A 17,580-nucleotide genomic window follows, 5' to 3' on the forward strand; every position below is an offset into this window, starting at 1 on the left:
TCCCCCCACCGGGCCAGACCGGGTCGGGCAACAGGGAGGTGACCGGCGGCAGCGGCGGATCCCCCAGCCGGGTGGTGCGATCCGCCGGATCATCATCCTGGCTCTGGCTCTGGCTCTGGCCCGCCCCCGCCATGGCCGGGGCCGCCGCCCGTGGGGCGGCACCCGCCGGCGCCGCGGCGGACGCCTGCTCCCGCAGGCCGGCGCTGATCTGCAGCGGGACACCAGCCTGGGCGAGCCAGTCGCGGCCGTAGTCCACCTGGGCGGCGTCGGCCAGCTCCATCGCGAACGGACCCGGGCCGCGGTGCCGTTCCCCCGGCTCCTTCGCCAACGCCCGGGCCAGCACCGCCGCGACCGTCGGCGGCACCCCCGGCGGAGGCGGCGGTACCACCTCGCAGTGATGGAGGAACAGCTCCGGCGCGGTCAGCCCGGCACCGAACAGCGGCGCTCCGGCCAGCAGCTCGTACAGGGCCGCGGCAAGGCCGTAGACGTCGGTGGCGGGCAGCAGCCGGCCGCCCGTGACCTGCTCGGGTGCCAGGTACTGGGCGGTGCCGACGACCTGCCCGGCAGCCAGCCCGGTGCCCGCCAGCAGCCCGGCGACCCCCACGTCGGTGAGCACCGGGCGCCCGTCCGCCGTGAACAGGACGTTGGCGGGTTTCACATCCAGGTGCAGCACCCCGGCGGCGTGGGCGTGCATCAGCGCGTCGGCGACAGCGACCGCCACGGCCACCGCGGCCGGTGGGGTCAGGCTCTGGCGGGCCAGCGTGCCGCCGGGCAGCAGGTCCGTCACCAGGACGCACAGCCCGTCCACCGGGACGACGTCGAGCACCCGGCACAGGTGGGGATGCGCCAGGCCGGTCAACACCCCGGCCTCCGCCGCCGGATCGACCGACTGCCCCGTGCCTGCGCCTGCGCCTGCGCCCAGATCGAGGATCTTGACGGCCACGTCGAGGCTCCGGCCGGCATGGTCGCCACCGTCGCCCGGCGCTGTTCCCACGGGCAGGCCGGCCGCCTCCACGGAGGCGGCGGGTAACTGCTGCGCGGGTAGCTGCTGCGCGGCGAGCACCAGGCCGACACTGCCGCTGCCCAGCTCCCGGCCGAGGCGGTAGCCCGGCAGCGCCGCGGCCACCCGCGCACGATCGATGATCGGCACTGCCCGGCCTCCCCGTCGCCGTCCCACCATCCGGCGGCGCAGCTCGCCGCGCCGCTCCCACACCACCGTGCCTGTCCGCCCCCCGAGGTGCCGGATGCTAGCAAAAGCTCCCAGACCGACCACCGGCACGTGGCGGTATCGCCCCATCCCCCGACCAGACCATGCCGTGGCCCGGGTACCGGACGCCGGCGGCGGGCAGGATGAACGGCATGCGGGTGGAACTGGAACGCAGCGGCGGGCTCGCCGGGATGACCCGGCGGGCCGTCCTGAACACAGCGGATCTCGACCCGGCCCTGGCACAGGCCGCCGAGACAGCACTCGACGCGCTGCCCTGGGACCAGCCACCCGCCCCGGCCACCGCCCGGGACACGTTCCAGTTCACCGTCCGGCTCCTTGACGGCGCGGATCACGGCCGCACGGCCGTCATCCCCGAATCGGTGCTGCCGCCGGCGCTGCGCCCGCTCACCGACCAGCTCGCCACCCGCCGCGCACCCCGTCCCTGACCGTCCCCCGCCCGTTCGGGGGGGGTTGGAGACTGCTGTTGGTTGAGCGCCGGATGGTGCCAAATAGCGCCGTAATAATGGCAGGCGTGAACCTCAAGGAGTGGGCTGTCGCGAACGGGGTGGGGTACTTGACTGCCCGGCAGTGGTTCCTTGACGGCAAGCTGCCGGTGCCTGCTCGCCGGGTCGGGGGGCTGATTCTCGTCGACGAACCCGCGCCGCCAGTGACTGGCTTGACCGTGGTGTACGCCCGGGTGTCGTCGGTCGATCAGAAGCCGGACCTGGACCGCCGGGTGGCGCGGGTCGTTACCTGGGCAGCCGAGCACAACCTGTCCGTCGGCAAGGTCGTGACCGAGGTTGGTTCGGCGTTAAACGGCCACCGGCGGAAGTTCCTCGCGCTTCTGCGCGACCCGCAGGTGACGACGATCGTCGTGGAGCGCCGTGACCGGTTCGCCCGGTTCGGTGCCGAGTACGTCGAGGCTGCCCTTGCCGCGAACGGCCGTGAGCTCCTGGTGGTTGACCCCGCCGAGGTCGACGATGACCTCGCCGGGGACATCACCAAGATCCTGACGTCGATGTGCGCCCGGTTGTACGGTCGTCGCGCCGCGACGAACCGCGCCCGGCGTGCGGTGGCCGCCGCGGCCGAGGCGGCCGAGGCGGCCGAGTGAGAGCGTTACAGGCGTACCGGTTCGCGCTCGATCCGAACAGCGTCCAGCTCGCAGACCTGCACAGGCATGCCGGGGCGGCCCGGTTCGCCTACAACTGGGGGCTGGCCCGTGTGAAGGCCGCGCTCGCTCAGCGCGATGCGGAGCAGTCCTACGGCCTGACCGGCGACGCGCTGACCCCGGTGCCGTGGACGTTGCCCGCGTTGCGCCTGGCGTGGAACGCCGCCAAGCGGGACGTTGCTCCCTGGTGGGACGAGTGCTCGAAGGAGGCGTTTTCTGCCGGCCTCGATCAGCTCGCCCGCGGGTTGAAGAACGTCACCGACTCCCGGAAAGGCACGCGGAAGGGCCGTCGGGTCGGCTTCCCGAGGTTCAAGAAGCGTGGGAAGGCCCGCGACAGCTTCCGGTACACCACCGGTGCCTACGGCCCGGCCGGGGACCGGCGGGTGAAACTGCCCCGGATCGGCTGGGTGAAGACCCACGAGCCGATGGGCGCACTCACCGCCCGGCTGGCCGATGGCCGGGCCCGTCTGCTCGGCGCCACCGTGTCCCGCACGGCCGGCCGCTGGTTCGTGTCGTTCACCGTCGAGGTCGACCGGACGGTGCCCGCCGGCCCGTCACGTCGGCAGCGCGCCGCCGGGCCGGTCGGTGTCGACCTGGGCGTGAAGCATCTCGCAGTGCTGTCCACCGGCGAGACGATCCCGAATCCGAAGCATCTGGGCTCCGCGCTGCGCCGGCTACGGAAGGCGTCGCGGTCGTATGCCCGGTCGAAGCCGGGCAGCGCCGGTCGCCGCCAGCACGCGGCCCGGCTCGGCCGTATCCACGCGCGGGTTGCGCATCAGCGCCGCGACGGGCTGCACAAGCTCACGACCCGGCTCGCGAAAACCCACACCTCGATCGTGGTCGAGGATCTGCACGTCGCCGGGATGGTCCGCAACCGGCGGCTCGCCCGCGCCGTGTCGGACACCGGGATGGCCGAGATCCGCCGCCAGCTCACCCACAAAACCGGCTGGTACGGGTCGACGCTGGTCGTCGCGGACCGCTGGTACCCGTCCTCGAAGACCTGTTCCGGCTGTGGCTGGCGAAACCCAAGCCTGACCCTGGCCGACCGTACCTTCACCTGCCAGTCCTGCGAGCTGGTGACCGACCGCGACCTGAACGCCGCGGTCAACCTGTGTCACCTCGTCGCCGCCAGTACGTCGGAGACGGTAAACGCCCGTGGAGGCGACCGTAAGACCGCGCTCGCGCGGCGGGTGCCCGTGAAACGGGAACCCGGCACGGCCACGGCCGGTCAGACCGGGAGTGCCTCGCCGCAAGGCGAAGCGGCATGACCGCCAACTATCTGGCGCTCTCATGCAACGGTAGACCGGACCCGGCGGCGGGAACACCCAGGGGCACGCCGACCGCGGCCCGCCCGACATCCGCCCCCGGGCCGGGCGAGCGGGCCGGCGGCACCGGCACCGGCACCGGCACCGAACGGGGGGCTAGGCGAATGTGTCGACTCCTGGGGCTCACCAGCGCCCCCACCCGCGCGCGGGCGACCTTCTGGCTGCTCGACGCACCCGACAGCCTCGACCAGCAGAGTCACCGCAACCCCGACGGCACCGGCCTGGGCGTCTTCGACAGCGCCGGCCACCCCGACGTCTTCCGCGCCCCGATCGCGGCCTGGGAGGACCGGCAGTTCGCCGCCGAGGCCCGGCACCGCCACTCGACCACGTTCGTCGCCCACGTCCGCCACGCCTCCACCGGTGCCCTGGCGGTCCGCAACACCCACCCGTTCAGCCAGGGCGGACGCCTCTTCGCCCACAACGGCGTCATCGAGGACCTAAACCGCCTCGACGCCCACCTCGGCCGGGCCCGCGAGCTCGTCGCCGGCGACACCGACTCCGAGCGCTTCTTCGCCCTGATCACCGCCGAGACCGCCCGCGCCGGCGGTGACCTGGGCCGCGGCATCACCGCGGCGGCACGCTGGGTCGCCGCGAACCTGCCCGTCTACAGCATCAACCTGGTGGTGACCACCCCGACCGAACTGTGGGCACTGCGCTACCCGGACACCAACACGCTCTACCTGCTGCGCCGCCAGCCCGGCGGCCACCACGGCGGACGTCCGCTGGACCACGTCGACGCCGCGGGCGCCACCCGGCTGCGCTCGACGGACCTCGCGACCACAGCCTCCGTCGTGATCGCCAGCGAACCGATGGACGAACATCCCGACTGGCGGGCGCTGCGCCCGGGTGAGCTGGTGCGCGTCCTGCCCGGTCAGATCACCACCACCCGGATCACCCTGCCCGACCCGCCCGCGCACCCGCTCACCCTGGCGGATCTGCGTCCCGAAGCCGCCGCCTCCCAGACCGCCGCCGCCTCCCACACCGCGGCGGCCGGGGCCGCAGGGTCCCAGGCTGCGGCGCCCCAGACCACGACGTCCCAGACCACGACGTCCCGGGCCGCGGGGGCCGATGGTCCGGCCGCTGCCCGCACCAGCGGCGCCCACCCGACCCGTGACGCTCGGTAACGTGGCCGTGTGACAACCGTCGATGCCGCGTTCCAGGCGGCCGCCGAACTGGCCCGGGCCGACAGCGGCCTGGCCGTCATCTCCACCCTGCGGGCGGGCGGGACCATCCAGGCATCGGTGGTCAACGCGGCCTTCCTGCCCGCGCCGCTGCTGCCCGTCCCACCCGGCCCGCCGGGCCCCCTGGTCGCGTTCGTGACCTACGGCCGGGTGAAACTCGCCCACCTGCGCCGGCGGCCCCAGATCAGCGTGACCGTCCGCGCCGGCTGGCGGTGGGCCACCGTCGAGGGCACTGCCAGCCTCGTCGGGCCGGATGATCCGCACCCCGCGGTGGACGCCGACCGGCTGCGGCTGCTGCTCCGCGAGATCTTCACCGCGGCCGGTGGCACCCACGACGACTGGGACGCCTACGACCGGGTCATGGCCGAGCAGCGGCGCACCGCCGTCTTCGTCACCCCGTCCCGGATCTACGGCCCCTGACCCAGCCGGCCGGCCGCCCTACCTCGACAGCGGCGGCAGGGCCGACGGCGGCGGCAGGGGCGGCAGCTCGCGCAGCAGTGGCGCGAGGACGTCCCCGGCCCGGCTGACCGCGGCGTCGTCGACGTCGAGATGGGTCACGATCCGCGCGGTCGTCGGGCCGACGGTGCCGACGAGCACCCCGCCGGCCGCCGCCCGCCCGGCGAACGCGTGGGCGTCGGGGACGTCCACCAGCACCATGTTGGTCTCGGTCAGCTCCGGGCGGACCCGGCCCGGTGCCGCGTCCGCGAGCAGCACCGCCAGCTCGCCGGCCCGCCGGTGGTCGTCCGCCAGCAGCTCGAGGTGATGGCGCACCGCGTACAGACCGGCCGCGGCGAGCACCCCGGCCTGCCGCATCCCGCCGCCGAGCCGCTTGCGCCACTCCCGAGCCCGCTCGACCAGATCGGCGTCCCCGACGACCAGCGAGCCGACGGGCGCGCCCAACCCCTTCGACAGGCACACCGACAGCGTCCCGAAGATCTCCCCCAGCCGGCCTGGTGGCACCCCGAGCGCCACCGCCGCGTTCCACAGCCGCGCCCCGTCGCAGTGGAGCACCACCCCGGCCTGGTCGGTGATCGCGCGCAGCCGCTCCAGCCGCCCCAGCTCCCACACCCTGCCACCGGCCCGGACCTGGGTGTTCTCCACCGCCAGCGCACTCGTGCGGATCATGTTGTACGTCTGCCCGCCCGGAAACGCACGCAGCTGCGCCGCCACCTCCGCCAGGTCGAGGGTGTCGGCGAGGCCGGTCAGGGTGCGGGTCTGCACGCCGCCGAGCGCGGCCAGCCCACCCAGCTCGTAGGTCACGATGTGCGCGTCGACGTCCGCGATGATCTCGGTGCCGGCCGGGGCGCTGGCCCGCAGCGCGCAGAAGTTCCCCATCGTCCCGCTCGGGACGAACAGCGCCGCCTGGTGCCCCAGCAGCCCGGCGACATGCTCCTCCAGCGCCCGCACGGACGGGTCCTCGCGGTAGACGTCGTCGCCCACCTCGGCCTGCGCCATCGCCTGGCGCATGCCGGGCGTCGGACGGGTCACCGTGTCACTGCGCAGGTCGACGCTCACGTCCCCGACGTTAGCCCTGCGGTACAGGCCACCGGACAGACCCGCCGACCCACCGGGTCAGGCGGCGGTGAACGCGGTGACCGGGCCGTCGACGGCCACCCGCACGCGGGCACCCGGTGCGGGAAGCCGGTTCCCCGGAACGCGTGCCGTCACGGTGCGGCCGGAACCGTCGAGCCGGAGCTGCACGGTGGCGTCGTGGCCGAAGTAGCTCACCGCGGTGACCAGGGCGGCGACCCCGGCCTGGTCACCCTCGCGGGCGTCCTCCTCGGCGGCGGCACCGCCGCCGTCCGCCGCGCCGCCCACCCTGATCTGCTCGGGTCGGACGAGGAGCCGCGCCGCGCCCTCGACCGACCCGGTACGCACGGCGAGCTCGCCGAGGTCACAGGAGGCGGTGCACCCGGTGACCACCGCGGGCACGAACACCGCCGCCCCGACGAAGGCCGCGACCACCGGACTCCCGGGGGCGCTGTAGATCTCCTGCGGCGATCCCGTCTGGATGATGCGGCCGGCGGACATGACCGCGGCCTGATCGGCCAGGGACAGCGCCTCGTTCTGGTCGTGCGTCACCAACAGCGCGGTCGTCCGGTTGATGCGCAGTGCCTCGACGACAGCCCGGGCGGTGCTCAGGCGCAGGGCGGCGTCCAGCGAGGAGAACGGCTCGTCGAGCAGCACCAGGGACGGGCGCGGAGCCAGCGCCCGGGCCAGCGCGACCCGCTGCTGCTGCCCGCCGGAGAGCTGGTGGGGAAACCGGTGGGCCAGGCTCGCGTCCAGGCCGACCAGGTCGAGCAGCTCCGCGGCCCGGCGCCCGGCGCGCCGCTCGGCGCGCGGCAGGCCGAACCCGATGTTGGCCGTCACGTCCGCGTGCGGGAACAGCGCGCCTTCCTGCGGGACGTAGCCGACCCGCCGCCGCTGGGCGGGGAGGCTGCGACCGGGGCCGAACACCCGTTCCCCGCCGAAGTCGATCGTGCCGCCGTCCGGGTCACCGAAGCCCGCCACGAGTCGCAGCAGCGTGGTCTTGCCGCAGCCCGACGGGCCGAGCACGGCCGTCACGGTGCCGTCGGGCACCCGCAGGTCGACACCGGCGAGCGCGGTCGTCGCGCCGAAACTCTTGGTCACCTGGCTGACGGTCAACGCTGTCAAAAATCTCTCCTGGTCACGGGCCTCTCCGGGCGGACCGGGTCAGCAGGAACGTCGCCGGGGCCGACAGCAGCACCATCAGCCCGGCGTACGGGGCGGCCGCGCCGTAGTCGATGTCGTTGGTGTTGCTCCAGAACTCGGTCGCCAGGGTCCGGGTGCCGGTCGGGGACAGCAGCAGGGTCGCGGTGAGCTCGGTGACCACGGCCAGGAAGACCAGGATCGCCCCGGCGCCGACGCCCGGGGCGATCAGCGGCAGGGTGACCCGCCACCAGACCCGCGCCGGGCGGAGGCCGAGGGCGCGGGCCACGTCGTCGAAGACCGGCGGCGCCTGGGCGACCGCGGCCCGCAGCGCGACCGTGGCCCGCGGCAGGAACATGATCGAGTATGCCGCGACCAGCAGTGTGGTGGTCTGGTAGACGGCCGGCAGCACCCGCAGGGAGACGGTGACGAGCGCGAGCGCGACAACGATGCCGGGCAGCGCGTTGGCGGTGTACGTACTGCGTTCGAGCAGCGTCCCGATCCGGCCGGGGTGGCGCACCGTGAGCCAGGCGACGGGGAGCGCCAGCACGACCGTGGTCAGCGCGCCGGCGAGACCGAGACCCGCCGCGGTGACGGTGGCGGTGGCGAGGTCGGCGGCGGGGAAGGCGGTGGACGTCCCCACCACCAGCCAGCGGACGATGCTCGCCAGCGGGATGCCCAGCGCCAGCACCACGACCGCGCCGAATCCGGCCAGCGCGGGCACGCCGAACCAGCCGAGCCGGGCGGGGACCGCCGGGCGGCTGCTGCCCGGCCCGAGCCGGGCGTAGCGGTGCCGGCCGCGCAGGCCCAGTTCCGCGACCACCAGCACCCCGCAGTACAGCACGAGGACGCCGGCGAGCATGTTCGCCGCCGCGCTGTTGAACGACGAGCGGTACTGGTCGTAGATGGCCGTGGTGAAGGTGGGAAACCGCAGCATCTGCAGCGCACCGAACTCCGCGAGCAGGTGCAGCCCCACCAGCAGAGCCCCACCGAGCAGCGCGGGGCGCAGCTGCGGCAGGACGACCCTGGCGAACGTCCGCCACGGCCCGAGCCCGAGGGAGCGGGCCGACTCCTCCAACGCCGGGTCCAGCCCCCGCAGGGCCGCCCCGACGGGCAGGTACACCAGCGGGTAGTAGGCGAGTGTGACGATCAGCAGCGCACCCGGGTACCCCTGGGCGGCCGAGGTGAGCGAGACCCACCCGAAGCTGACGACGAACGCCGGCACCGCCAGCGGCGCGGCGAGCAGCACGTGCCAGACCCGCCGGCCCGGCAGGTTCGTCCGTTCGACGAGCCACGCGGCGGTCGTGCCGAGGACGGCGCTGGTCGCCATACCGCCGGCGACGAGCTCGGTGGTGTTGACGAGAAGCTCACCCACCCTGGGCCGGACGAGCAGCCGCCACGCCTGCGACCAGCCCACGCTGATCGTGTACCCCACGACGAAGAACAGCGGGACGGCCGCCAGCAGCGCGACGAGCACGCAGGCCAGCAGCAGCGGGCGGGGGTACACCCGGGGGCGGGACCGCCATCCCCCGGTCCCGGTAGCGGTGGTGAGATGGCTGGTCAGAGCAGATCCGCCTGCTGCATCAGCTCGATGACCCGTGGGCCGTTGAGGGTGGAGATGTCGATGTCGGGGGCGTCGAGGTCCGCGAGCGGCGGCAGGGCCGGATTCGCGGTGACCTGGCCCGACACCGGGTACTCCAGCGCGCCGCTGTCGACCAGTGCCCGCTGCCCGGCCTCGCTGGTGAGGAAGCTGACCAGCCGCTGCGCCTCGGGCTGGTGGTCGCTGGCCGCGACCACGCCGACGCCGGAGACGCTGAGGAACGCACCCGCGTCCTGGTTTTTGAAGTAGTGCAGGTCGACGTTGCGACTGCTCTCGCCCGACTCGGCCTGGTCCTGGTACCAGTAGTAGTGGTAGATCACGGCGGCGGGCACCTCACCGGCGTTCACGGCCCGCAGCGCGGCGATGTTGTTGTCGTAGATCTTCGCGTTGCGTTTCAGTCCGGCGAGCCAGTCCGCCGTGGCGTCCTCGCCCTCCACCGCGAGCACGGCGCTGACGATCGCCTGGAAGTCGGCGCCGCCGGCCGCCACGCCCACCCGCCCCTGCCACTGCGGCCCGGACAGGTCGGTGATCGACGCCGGTAGCTCGTCCTCGGTGACCTGCTCACGGTTGTAGATGAACACCGTCGACCGCGCGGCGAAGCCGGTCCAGGCGCCGGAGCTCGGAACGTACTGGTCGGGCACCTGGTCCAGGGTGGCGCGGTCGAGCGGGCTGAATCCGCCGGCCCGTTCGACCAGGGTCATGGCCGGGGAGTTCTCGGTGGCGAAGACGTCCGCGGGCGAGCTGTCACCCTCCTGGACGAGCTGGTTGGCCAGTTCGGCGTCGCCACCGGAGCGCATCTCGACCTCGATGCCGGTCTCCTCGGTGAACGCATCGAGGAGCACCTCTATCAGATCCCGGTGCTGCGCGTTGTACAGGGTGAGTGTCGGCCCGTCGTCCCCGCCGCACGCCGACAGGCCCGCCACGAGGCCGGCTGTCACCAGCATCGCCAGCGCTCTTCCTACCCTGCCCATCGGGGCTCCCTTCGCCTGCTTCGCGGACCACTCCAGCCGCGGCAACTCTCAGTAGTTGACGCAAACCTCACTAGCTGGTCAGACGCGTTATTGAAGCGCAAACCCGCTACAGCGTGTCGAAGTTAGCCGATCCTTACCTTGGGTTCCAAGAGTGTGGGAAGGGACACATCCGGTGGGGACGGGCGCGCGGCAGGGATCTCGGCGAGGGTGTCGCGGTCCGCCGCGCGGAGCGGGCCGACGGCGCGCGGCGGAGTCCGGACGTGCACCAACAGTCGACGGAACAGAACCGTCACCTGGGACCACGCCTTCCAGGTCACGAGGCCTAACGCGAGCGAGGCCACCAGGGCGGGCACCGGATGGTCGTCCTGCAGCGCGGGAAACACCTGCCAATGCGTCAGGTAGATGTAGAGCGAGCTGCTGGCCAGCAGGCCGATCAGCGAGCGCACCGGGCGCGGGCAGGGCAGGCCCCTGACCCAGAGCAGCAGCATCAGGCCGCCGAGGATGACGTCCTCCCGGCGCGAGTTGGCGAAGAACCCCGGAACGGTCAGCAGCGCGAGCGCCGTCACGCCGAGGCGCCGCCACACCGTGCTCGCCGCCGCGGCGGCCCAGCCGAGCGCGAACAGCCAGAGCACGGCCACCGACGTCTGTGTGTCGCGCGGCCCTGGTGTGAGCTCCACCAGGTCGAACCGGGTGAGCAGACCGGCTGTGAGGACACCCACGGCAAGCCCGAACGGGAAACGTCGCTGCAGCAGGTCCACCGCCGGCACGGCGAAAAGCACGGCGAGCGCCAGCAGGATCTGGACCAGCGCCTCGATGAACCAGAACTCCCACGGTGGCCCGGCCTGCTCGGGCCCGAACACGCTGTTGAGCAGCACGATGTTCGCGAATCCGTGCTCGTCCATCACCAGCACGAGCGCGGTGATGAACAGCATGCTGGGAACTACCAGGTGCACGACACTGCGCAGCATCCCGCGCACCTGTTCCGGTCGCGGCGCCGACGTCAGATGGAACCGGGCGAAGTTGTAGCCGGCGACGGCGATCAGCAGGTGCGCGCCGCCGAGGATGCCGCCGACGGCGTCGAACGTGTTGGCATGCGTGCCGACGACCAGCACGATCGCGATGGCGCGCAGGAGGACAGTCGTCTCGATCGAGCCCAGCCGCGCCCGCCCACAGCGTGCGGACGGGGCCAGGTCCCGCAGGGCAGTGGTGGGCCAGTCGGCGGGCAGGTTCCCGAGGACCTCCTCCAGCCGCAGCGACAGCTCCACGTAGGTCAGCGAGTCGCCGCCGAGACTCACGAAGGTGCTGTCGTCGGTGATGTCGCCCTCGTGACGGCCGAGCCGGTCGGCGAACAGCCTGCGCACCGCGGCGGCGGTGGCGGTGGCGTCACAGGGCTCCCCCGGTCCCGGGGACGGGGACGGCCGTGGGACCGCCTTGTCCGCGGCACGGACAACGCCCTGGACCGCGACGAGGTCGAGCTTGCCGTTGGCCAGCCGGGGCAGCGTCTCCCGGTGGTGGATCCGCACCGCGCTCTCGGGCAGCCGGCAGGTCCGCGCGACCAGCTGCTGGACAGAGGCCGCCGCGGCGACGTCAGCACCGGCGACCGGGCCGGCTCCGGCGACGCCGGCTCCGGCGACCGGGGCCGTGCCCTCCATGACGACGTGAAGGGCACCGTCATCCGTCGCGCAGCAGCCACGGAACCCGTGGCCGGCAAGCATGTCCTCCACGTGCTGGAGATCGATCCTGAGCCCGAAAAGCTTGCCGAACCTCGTGCGCCGGCCCACGATCTCGTACAGGCCCTCGGCGGTGCGCCGAGCCAGGTCCCCCGTGCGCAGCTCGTCCAGTGTCCTGCCGAGCGCGAGGTCGGCCGCCGTGTGCGCGTAGCCCATCATCACGTTGGGGCCCGAGTACACGAGTTCCCCCACGTCATCGGCGTCCGCGGCGCCCCGGGTGTCCTCCGCCACCGGCTCCAGCCGGAACGATCCTCCCGGGACCGGCACGCCGATGGCGTGCGGATGCGTGACGGCGAGGTGCGGCGGCAGGTAGGCCATCCGGGCGGTGGCCTCCGTCTGCCCGTACATCACGACCAGATCCCAGCCCTGGCGCTGCCCCAGCCGGGCATAGCGCGCGACCCGGTCCGGCGCCAGCCGTCCCCCGGCCTGGGTGACGTAGCGCAGGTGCGGCAGAGCCATACCATCGAAACCGACCCTGTCGAGCAGGTCGAACGTGTAGGGAACAGCGGCCAGCGATGTGGCGCGCGCGGCGCGGAACAACTCCCAGAAACCGCGGTCCACCACTGACATCGACGTAAGAATCAGCGTGGCCCCGCGCACCAGGTGGCTGTGGATGACCGACAGTCCGTAGCAGTAGGACATCGGCAGCGTCGTCGCGGCGCGGTCACCGGGTCCGATCCCGAGGTACTCGGCGATCGACTCCGCGTTGGCCTGCAGATTCGCGTACGACAGGCGGACCAGCTTCGGTGAGCCGGTCGACCCGGACGTGCTCAGCAGCAGCGCCAGCTCCGGGTGCAGGGTGTGCGCGGAGCCCACGCGCCGTCGCTCGGTCCGTGCCACGGCGCCCACGGGACGGACGACCACGTCGGGGTCGTAGGCCTCGACCAGGGTGTCCACCGACATCGCGTTGTCGCCCGGCGCGAGCAGGACCACGTGCCCGGCGGACAGCGCCGCAAGGTACATGACCAGGATGTCGGTCGTGTTGGCCGCCGCGACCAGCACCAGCCGCCGTCCACCCGTCACGCCGCCGCCGTCGAGCTGCTCGCGGGCGTCGGCGACCCGGGACGCCAGCTCCCGATAGGACAGCTCGCCCTGCGCGGTGATGACCGCCGGGTGCTCGCGGTGCCGAGCCAGCGCGGACGCGGAGAAGGCGGAGAAGCCCGGACGGAGTGGAACAGCCCATGTCACACCAGCAAACTACAAGTGAAGCAAGGTTATCTTAAGCCCCCGATTGTGTGACATAGGGCCCGAGGCGATCCTGTCACGATAGCGGATCACCGCAGGTCACGCGGGTCACGGGGAGACAGGAGGCGCCGCGGGCGCCCGCGCCGACGACCAGTCACCGCCTGGCGCCCCACCCGACCAGGCGACGTGCTCCGGGGAGCCCGCGCACGGCCCGGCCCTCACAGTGAGCACCCGGCTCCCCTCGGCCAGCGCTCTGGCCCGGCGCATACGAAATCCAGGCCCCATTGCCGGTGGTTTCGGTTTCCTGCACGAGACGCGTGACACTGCGCACCGTGCGGAAATCCCGCCGATGCCCCCGTCCCGGTGTTCACCAGACCACCCTCCAGCCCAATACCGGCCGATCAATCTCAATGCCCTTCATCGGACCGATTTTTTCCCGGCGCCAGTCTTACTTTTATCCTGCAGGATAACGTTCTCACTCTCACGGAGATTATCCTGTTAACCTTGTCGCTACCGTGCGATCCTCGCGCGAAATCGGCGGACCATAGGGTCTCAACGACCCCGGCGCCGCCGGCCCGCCCGACCAGGGAGGCGCGGCAGGCCGGAGCGCCAGTTCTGCTTCGGGTATTTCACAGCCGCCGAAAGTGCCGGTGACCATCATGAACAGTGGCAGGTCGTCCCACCCCCGTGAACCGCAATCCGCGCCACCGGCGCGCTTCTGCGACACCACGCTGCGCGACGGGGAACAGACTCCAGGGGTCGCCTTCACCGCGCAGGAGAAGATTGCGATCGCGCTGGCGCTCGACGCAGCCGGCGTGCACCAGATCGAGGCCGGCATTCCGGCCATGGGGCCGGGCGAGGTGGAGGTCATCCGCCGCATCGTCGACCTGGTCCCGCGCGCCGGGGTCGTCGCCTGGTGCCGCGCGGACCGCCGTGACATCGACGCCGCCGTCGCCAGCGGGGTTCCCGCCGCGCATCTGACCATCCCGGCCTCGGACCTGCACCTGCGCACCAAGCTCGGCAAGGACCGGGCGTGGGCTCGCGCCCGCGCCCGGGACTGCGTCGCCGCCGCCGTCGACCGCGGCCTGCGGGTCAGCGTCGGGTTCGAGGACGCCTCCCGCGCCGACGACGCCTTCGTCACCGACCTGGCCGGGGAGCTGCGGGAGCTCGGCGTGATCCGGTTCCGCTGGGCCGACACGGTCGGCGTGGCGAACCCGATCGACCTGCACACCCGGCTCCGGGCGCTGCTGGCGGCCGTTCCCGGCGACTGGGAGATCCACGCCCACGACGACTTCGGGCTGGCGACCGCGAACACGATCGCGGCGGTCCAGGCCGGCTTCACCTGGGTGAGCACCACCGTAGCCGGGCTGGGTGAGCGCGCGGGCAATGCGCCGATGGAGGAGGTCGCGATGGCCCTGCGCCACCTCCTCCGGCTCCCGCTGGATCTGGACCCGGCCGCCTTCCGCCCGCTGGCCCGTCTCGTCGCGGACGCCGCCCGCCGCCCGGTGCCCGCCGGGAAGGCCGTCGTCGGCGAGGCCGTGTTCGACCACGAGTCCGGCATCCACGTCCACGGCGTGCTGCGCGCCCCGGCGACCTACGAGCCGTTCGACCCCGCCGAGGTCGGGGCGTCCCGCCGTCTCGTGCTGGGCAAGCACAGCGGACGGGCGGCGGTGCGGCACGCGATGGACCGTGACGGCATCGACGCCCCCGACGAGGACCTGGAGCCGATCGTCGGCCTCGTCCGCGACCATGCCACCGCCCACAAGCAGCCGCTGAGCAGCGAGGAGCTGCGGGCGCTGGCCCGCCAGGTCGCGACCCTGCGGCTCACGCCCGCCGGCTCTCGACCTGCCGGGTCGCGACCTGCCGGGTCCGCCTCGTCGACGGTCAGGGGCCCGGGCGGAAACTGGCGATGATCTGACGCAGGACCTCGGAGTTCGGGTCCCACTGCTCCGCGGGAATCCGCCAGCGCAGCGCGTACCCGTGCCCGTTGCGGACCACCGCGTAGTCCAGGGTGTGCACCGTGCGGCCGTTCGAGGTGGACGTGAACTCCCAGATCGCCGCGGACGTACCGGCACCGCCGTCAGCCGGCCGGATCGACACCCGCTGGTAGCCGTCGGTGTCCTCCCGGACGTCGGGCTCCTGCTGTTGCCAGGCCCCGATGGCGGACGGGCCCGCGGCCGCCTGGGTCTCCACCAGCAGTTCGGGGAACCCGCCGGGAGCGGCGAACAGCTCGCGGGTCGGGCTACGGCGGGTGTACTGCCAGCCGCTGGGCACGGCCACCGACCAGCCGGCCGCACCGTTGTGCGTCTCAAGGCCGGCGGGGGCCGGCGCCGGCCCGGTGGTGCTCGGGATCACCGCGCCGATCTCGTCCAGCGCGGGGACGGCATCCCCCGCCGGGGCGGGTGTCGTCGCCGGCGGGGCCGACCCGCTCGCCGAGGGGGTCGGCCCCGCCTCGCCGCCTCCGGGCCCCGCCGTGGTACCCGGCGCCGGCGCCGCGGTGGCGGACGGCCTGGCGGTCGTGCCGCCGTCCGTGTCGCCGGAGCCGCTGGTCAGCACCAGGCCGAGGCTCGCGCCCCCGATCGCGAGCAGCGCCACGAGGACCAGCACCAGCACGGTTGCCCGCCGGCTCCACCGGCGCCCCGACCCGTCGGACGAACCAGACCGGCCGAACGGGTCGGCCAGATCGGACGGGCCGCGCCCCCGGCCGCCCGCCGAGGGCCGGCGGCTGGTCTGGACGGGCACCGCACCGGCGCCCGGCTCGACGACCGTGGGCGCGAGCAGGGGCTCGGCCCGTCCTTCCCCCGCCGGCGGGTCCTGGTCCGGGGCCTGGGTAGCGCCGGCGAAGGCGGCGGGGTGGGCACGAGGATCGCCATCCGCAGGGCTGGCCTCCTTGCGGCGGGTGTCTTGTTGGTCGCTGTCGCCGTGGTCGGTGTCTCCGTGGTCGGCGCCGGCCAGGTCCCGTCTGTGGCTCCGGTTCCGGCTCCGGCTGCGGTCGTCGTCCCGCTCGCGCTCCCGCTCCTCCTGGTCCACCCGCTCCAGCTCGTGCCCGTCGAGGCCCCGACCCGGGCCGGCCTCCGCGTCGGCGATCCGGCGCAGCAACGCCCGGGCCTGTGACAGTGACGGACGCCGCCGCGGGTCCGGGTTGAGCAGCTCGGCCAGGACGGGACCGAGCGGACCCGCGTACCGGAACGGACGCCGCCGGTCCTCGACAATGGCCGCGAGCGTCGCGAGCGCACCCTCCCCCGCGTATGGTGATTCGCCCTCGACCGCCGTGAACAGCGTGGCCCCCAGGCCCCACACATCGCCCGGCGCCGCGACCCGCGAGCCGCGGGCCCGCTCGGGCGGGATGTAGGCCGGCGAGCCGACGACGATGCCGGTGCTGGTCAGCGCCGGGTCACCCTCACTGACCGCGATGCCGAAGTCGGTGAGTCGCGGCTGCCCCTCCGGCGTCACCAGCACGTTGCCGGGCTTGACATCCCGGTGCACGACACCGGAACGGTGCGCCGCCTCCAGCGCGTAGGCGAGGCTCACCCCCATCCGGGCGACCACCGCCGGGGCGAGACGGCCCTCCGCGCGGATGACCTCGGCGAGTGAACGGCCCTCCACCAGCTCCATGACGATCCACGGCGAGTCCTCGGACTCGATCACGTCGTAGACGGCGACGAGGCCTGGATGGCGCAGCCGGGCGGCGACCCGCGCCTCGCGCAGCACCCGTTCCCGGGCGATCGCCAGCTCCTCGTCGGACGCCACCGGGGGCAGCCGCACATGCTTGATCGCCACCGGACGGCGCAGCAGCGTGTCCTCGCCCTCCCGGACGATTCCCGCTCCTCCGCTGCCGAGGATCCGCCCCAGCCGATAGCGGCCGGCCAGCAGGCCGGCACGGTCCGTGGGGCGGTCGTTGCGCGTCACTGGCTCCGCCTTCTCCGGCACGTCCGAATTCTCCCGTACTACCCGCCCCATTGGTCCAGAACCGGCACGACACGCCCACGCACCGACCCGGGGACGCCACCCCGGCCACACCAGCACCCGCGCGACCACCCAGCCAGCTGGCCACCCAGCCAACGCACAGCCACACCGGCAGGTTCGGCACCGCCCGACGAGTTCACGCACACCGTCTGGTCCTACCTCGAACGGGCATGCGTGCGTCCCCTGCGGAACTTACGCGATGCCGCCGCGGCGACCACAAGGAGCCAGCAATGCCGCGAACCGTTCCCCGCCTGTGGTTCGACACCGAAGGCGAGGAGGCCGCCCGTTTCTACGTTTCGGTGTTCCCGAACTCGGCCATCACCGCCGTCACCCGCCACGGGCCCGGCGCGCACCGCCCGGAGGGGCTCGCCAGGACCGTCGCCTTCACTCTCGACGGCCGGGAGTACACGGTGCTCAACGGCGGGCCGGAGTTCACCTTCTCGGCGGCCGTCTCGTTCCAGATCCTCTGCTCCTCTGCGCCGACCAGGCCGAGGTCGATGTCACCACCGTCGAACGCGCCGCGGACGGCGGCGAGCAGCACGGCGGCAGGTAGCACGGCGGTGGGCGGGAGGGGCGG

General features: G+C 73.3%; 13 protein-coding genes and 1 pseudogene. 7 read left to right on the top strand and 7 right to left on the bottom strand.

The genetic code is table 11. The annotated features are described in order from the left end of the window. A partial coding sequence (locus tag AB1460_RS30175) for a protein kinase domain-containing protein (RefSeq protein WP_368965483.1) occupies positions 1-1,150 on the bottom strand: 1,150 nt, incomplete at its 3' end. A 209-nt stretch (positions 1,151-1,359) separates the two neighbouring features. Here AB1460_RS30175 and AB1460_RS30180 point away from each other — a divergent pair. From AB1460_RS30180 to AB1460_RS30200, 5 genes and pseudogenes are all read left to right on the top strand, one after another. Beyond that, positions 1,360-1,653: a protealysin inhibitor emfourin gene (locus AB1460_RS30180; RefSeq protein ID WP_368965484.1), complete on the top strand. Its 294-nt coding sequence runs from the start codon at positions 1,360-1,362 to the stop codon at positions 1,651-1,653. Positions 1,654-1,739: 86 nt separating this feature from the next. Continuing rightward, positions 1,740-2,318 (top strand): IS607 family transposase, encoded by a 579-nt coding sequence (locus tag AB1460_RS30185; RefSeq protein ID WP_368965493.1) that lies wholly within the window; start codon positions 1,740-1,742, stop codon positions 2,316-2,318. Continuing rightward, a complete protein-coding gene (gene tnpB, locus AB1460_RS30190; protein WP_368965485.1) occupies positions 2,315-3,643 on the top strand; it encodes an IS607 family element RNA-guided endonuclease TnpB in 1,329 nt (442 codons plus the stop codon). The genes AB1460_RS30185 and tnpB overlap by 4 nt, the downstream gene beginning before the upstream one ends. Positions 3,644-3,804: 161 nt before the next feature. Next, a pseudogene (locus AB1460_RS30195) lies at positions 3,805-4,668 on the top strand (class II glutamine amidotransferase); the annotation flags it as partial. Between the two features lie 165 nt (positions 4,669-4,833). Further along, the gene (locus tag AB1460_RS30200) at positions 4,834-5,301 is read left to right on the top strand and encodes a TIGR03618 family F420-dependent PPOX class oxidoreductase (RefSeq protein ID WP_368965486.1); all 468 of its coding nucleotides are present in this window, start codon (positions 4,834-4,836) and stop codon (positions 5,299-5,301) included. An 18-nt stretch (positions 5,302-5,319) separates the two neighbouring features. Here AB1460_RS30200 and AB1460_RS30205 read toward each other — a convergent pair whose 3' ends face one another. The 5 genes from AB1460_RS30205 to AB1460_RS30225 form a co-directional block, all read right to left on the bottom strand. Further along, positions 5,320-6,396 carry a threonine aldolase family protein gene (locus AB1460_RS30205; RefSeq protein ID WP_420497415.1) on the bottom strand — a complete coding sequence of 359 codons (1,077 nt, stop codon included), beginning with the start codon at positions 6,394-6,396 and terminating at the stop codon, positions 5,320-5,322. A 57-nt stretch (positions 6,397-6,453) separates the two neighbouring features. After that, a complete protein-coding gene (locus AB1460_RS30210; RefSeq protein ID WP_368965487.1) occupies positions 6,454-7,536 on the bottom strand; it encodes an ABC transporter ATP-binding protein in 1,083 nt (360 codons plus the stop codon). A gap of 13 nt (positions 7,537-7,549) precedes the next feature. Continuing rightward, positions 7,550-9,058 carry an ABC transporter permease gene (locus AB1460_RS30215; RefSeq protein WP_368965488.1) on the bottom strand — a complete coding sequence of 503 codons (1,509 nt, stop codon included), beginning with the start codon at positions 9,056-9,058 and terminating at the stop codon, positions 7,550-7,552. A 53-nt stretch (positions 9,059-9,111) separates the two neighbouring features. After that, positions 9,112-10,122: an iron ABC transporter substrate-binding protein gene (locus tag AB1460_RS30220; protein WP_368965489.1), complete on the bottom strand. Its 1,011-nt coding sequence runs from the start codon at positions 10,120-10,122 to the stop codon at positions 9,112-9,114. 122 nt (positions 10,123-10,244) lie between these two features. Next, complete coding sequence (locus AB1460_RS30225; RefSeq protein WP_368965490.1) at positions 10,245-13,040, bottom strand: AMP-binding protein; 2,796 nt, start codon at positions 13,038-13,040, stop codon at positions 10,245-10,247. A 656-nt stretch (positions 13,041-13,696) separates the two neighbouring features. Here AB1460_RS30225 and nifV point away from each other — a divergent pair. Next, positions 13,697-14,950, top strand: a complete 1,254-nt coding sequence (gene nifV / locus AB1460_RS30230) for a homocitrate synthase (RefSeq protein WP_368965495.1) — start codon at positions 13,697-13,699, stop codon at positions 14,948-14,950. On the opposite strand, the gene AB1460_RS30235 is transcribed toward nifV, so the two are convergent. Then, the gene (locus AB1460_RS30235; protein ID WP_368965491.1) at positions 14,922-16,946 is read right to left on the bottom strand and encodes a serine/threonine-protein kinase; all 2,025 of its coding nucleotides are present in this window, start codon (positions 16,944-16,946) and stop codon (positions 14,922-14,924) included. The two genes, nifV and AB1460_RS30235, sit on opposite strands and share 29 nt — an antisense overlap. Positions 16,947-17,233: 287 nt before the next feature. On the opposite strand from AB1460_RS30235, the gene AB1460_RS30240 reads away from it, so the two are divergent. Further along, on the top strand, positions 17,234-17,580 hold a 347-nt coding region (locus AB1460_RS30240; RefSeq protein WP_368965492.1), incomplete at its 3' end, for a VOC family protein.

The organism is Parafrankia sp. FMc2, from assembly GCF_041008525.1.
GTDB lineage: Bacteria > Actinomycetota > Actinomycetes > Frankiales > Frankiaceae > Parafrankia.

What these genes read in the sequence shown, in the direction of transcription:
- AB1460_RS30180 (WP_368965484.1), top strand. Translation starts at nt 1,360, where the DNA reads ATGCGGGTGGAACTGGAACGCAGCGGCGGGCTCGCCGGGATGACCCGG.
- AB1460_RS30220 (WP_368965489.1), bottom strand. Translation starts at nt 10,122, where the DNA reads ATGGGCAGGGTAGGAAGAGCGCTGGCGATGCTGGTGACAGCCGGCCTC.
- nifV (WP_368965495.1), top strand. Translation starts at nt 13,697, where the DNA reads ATGAACAGTGGCAGGTCGTCCCACCCCCGTGAACCGCAATCCGCGCCA.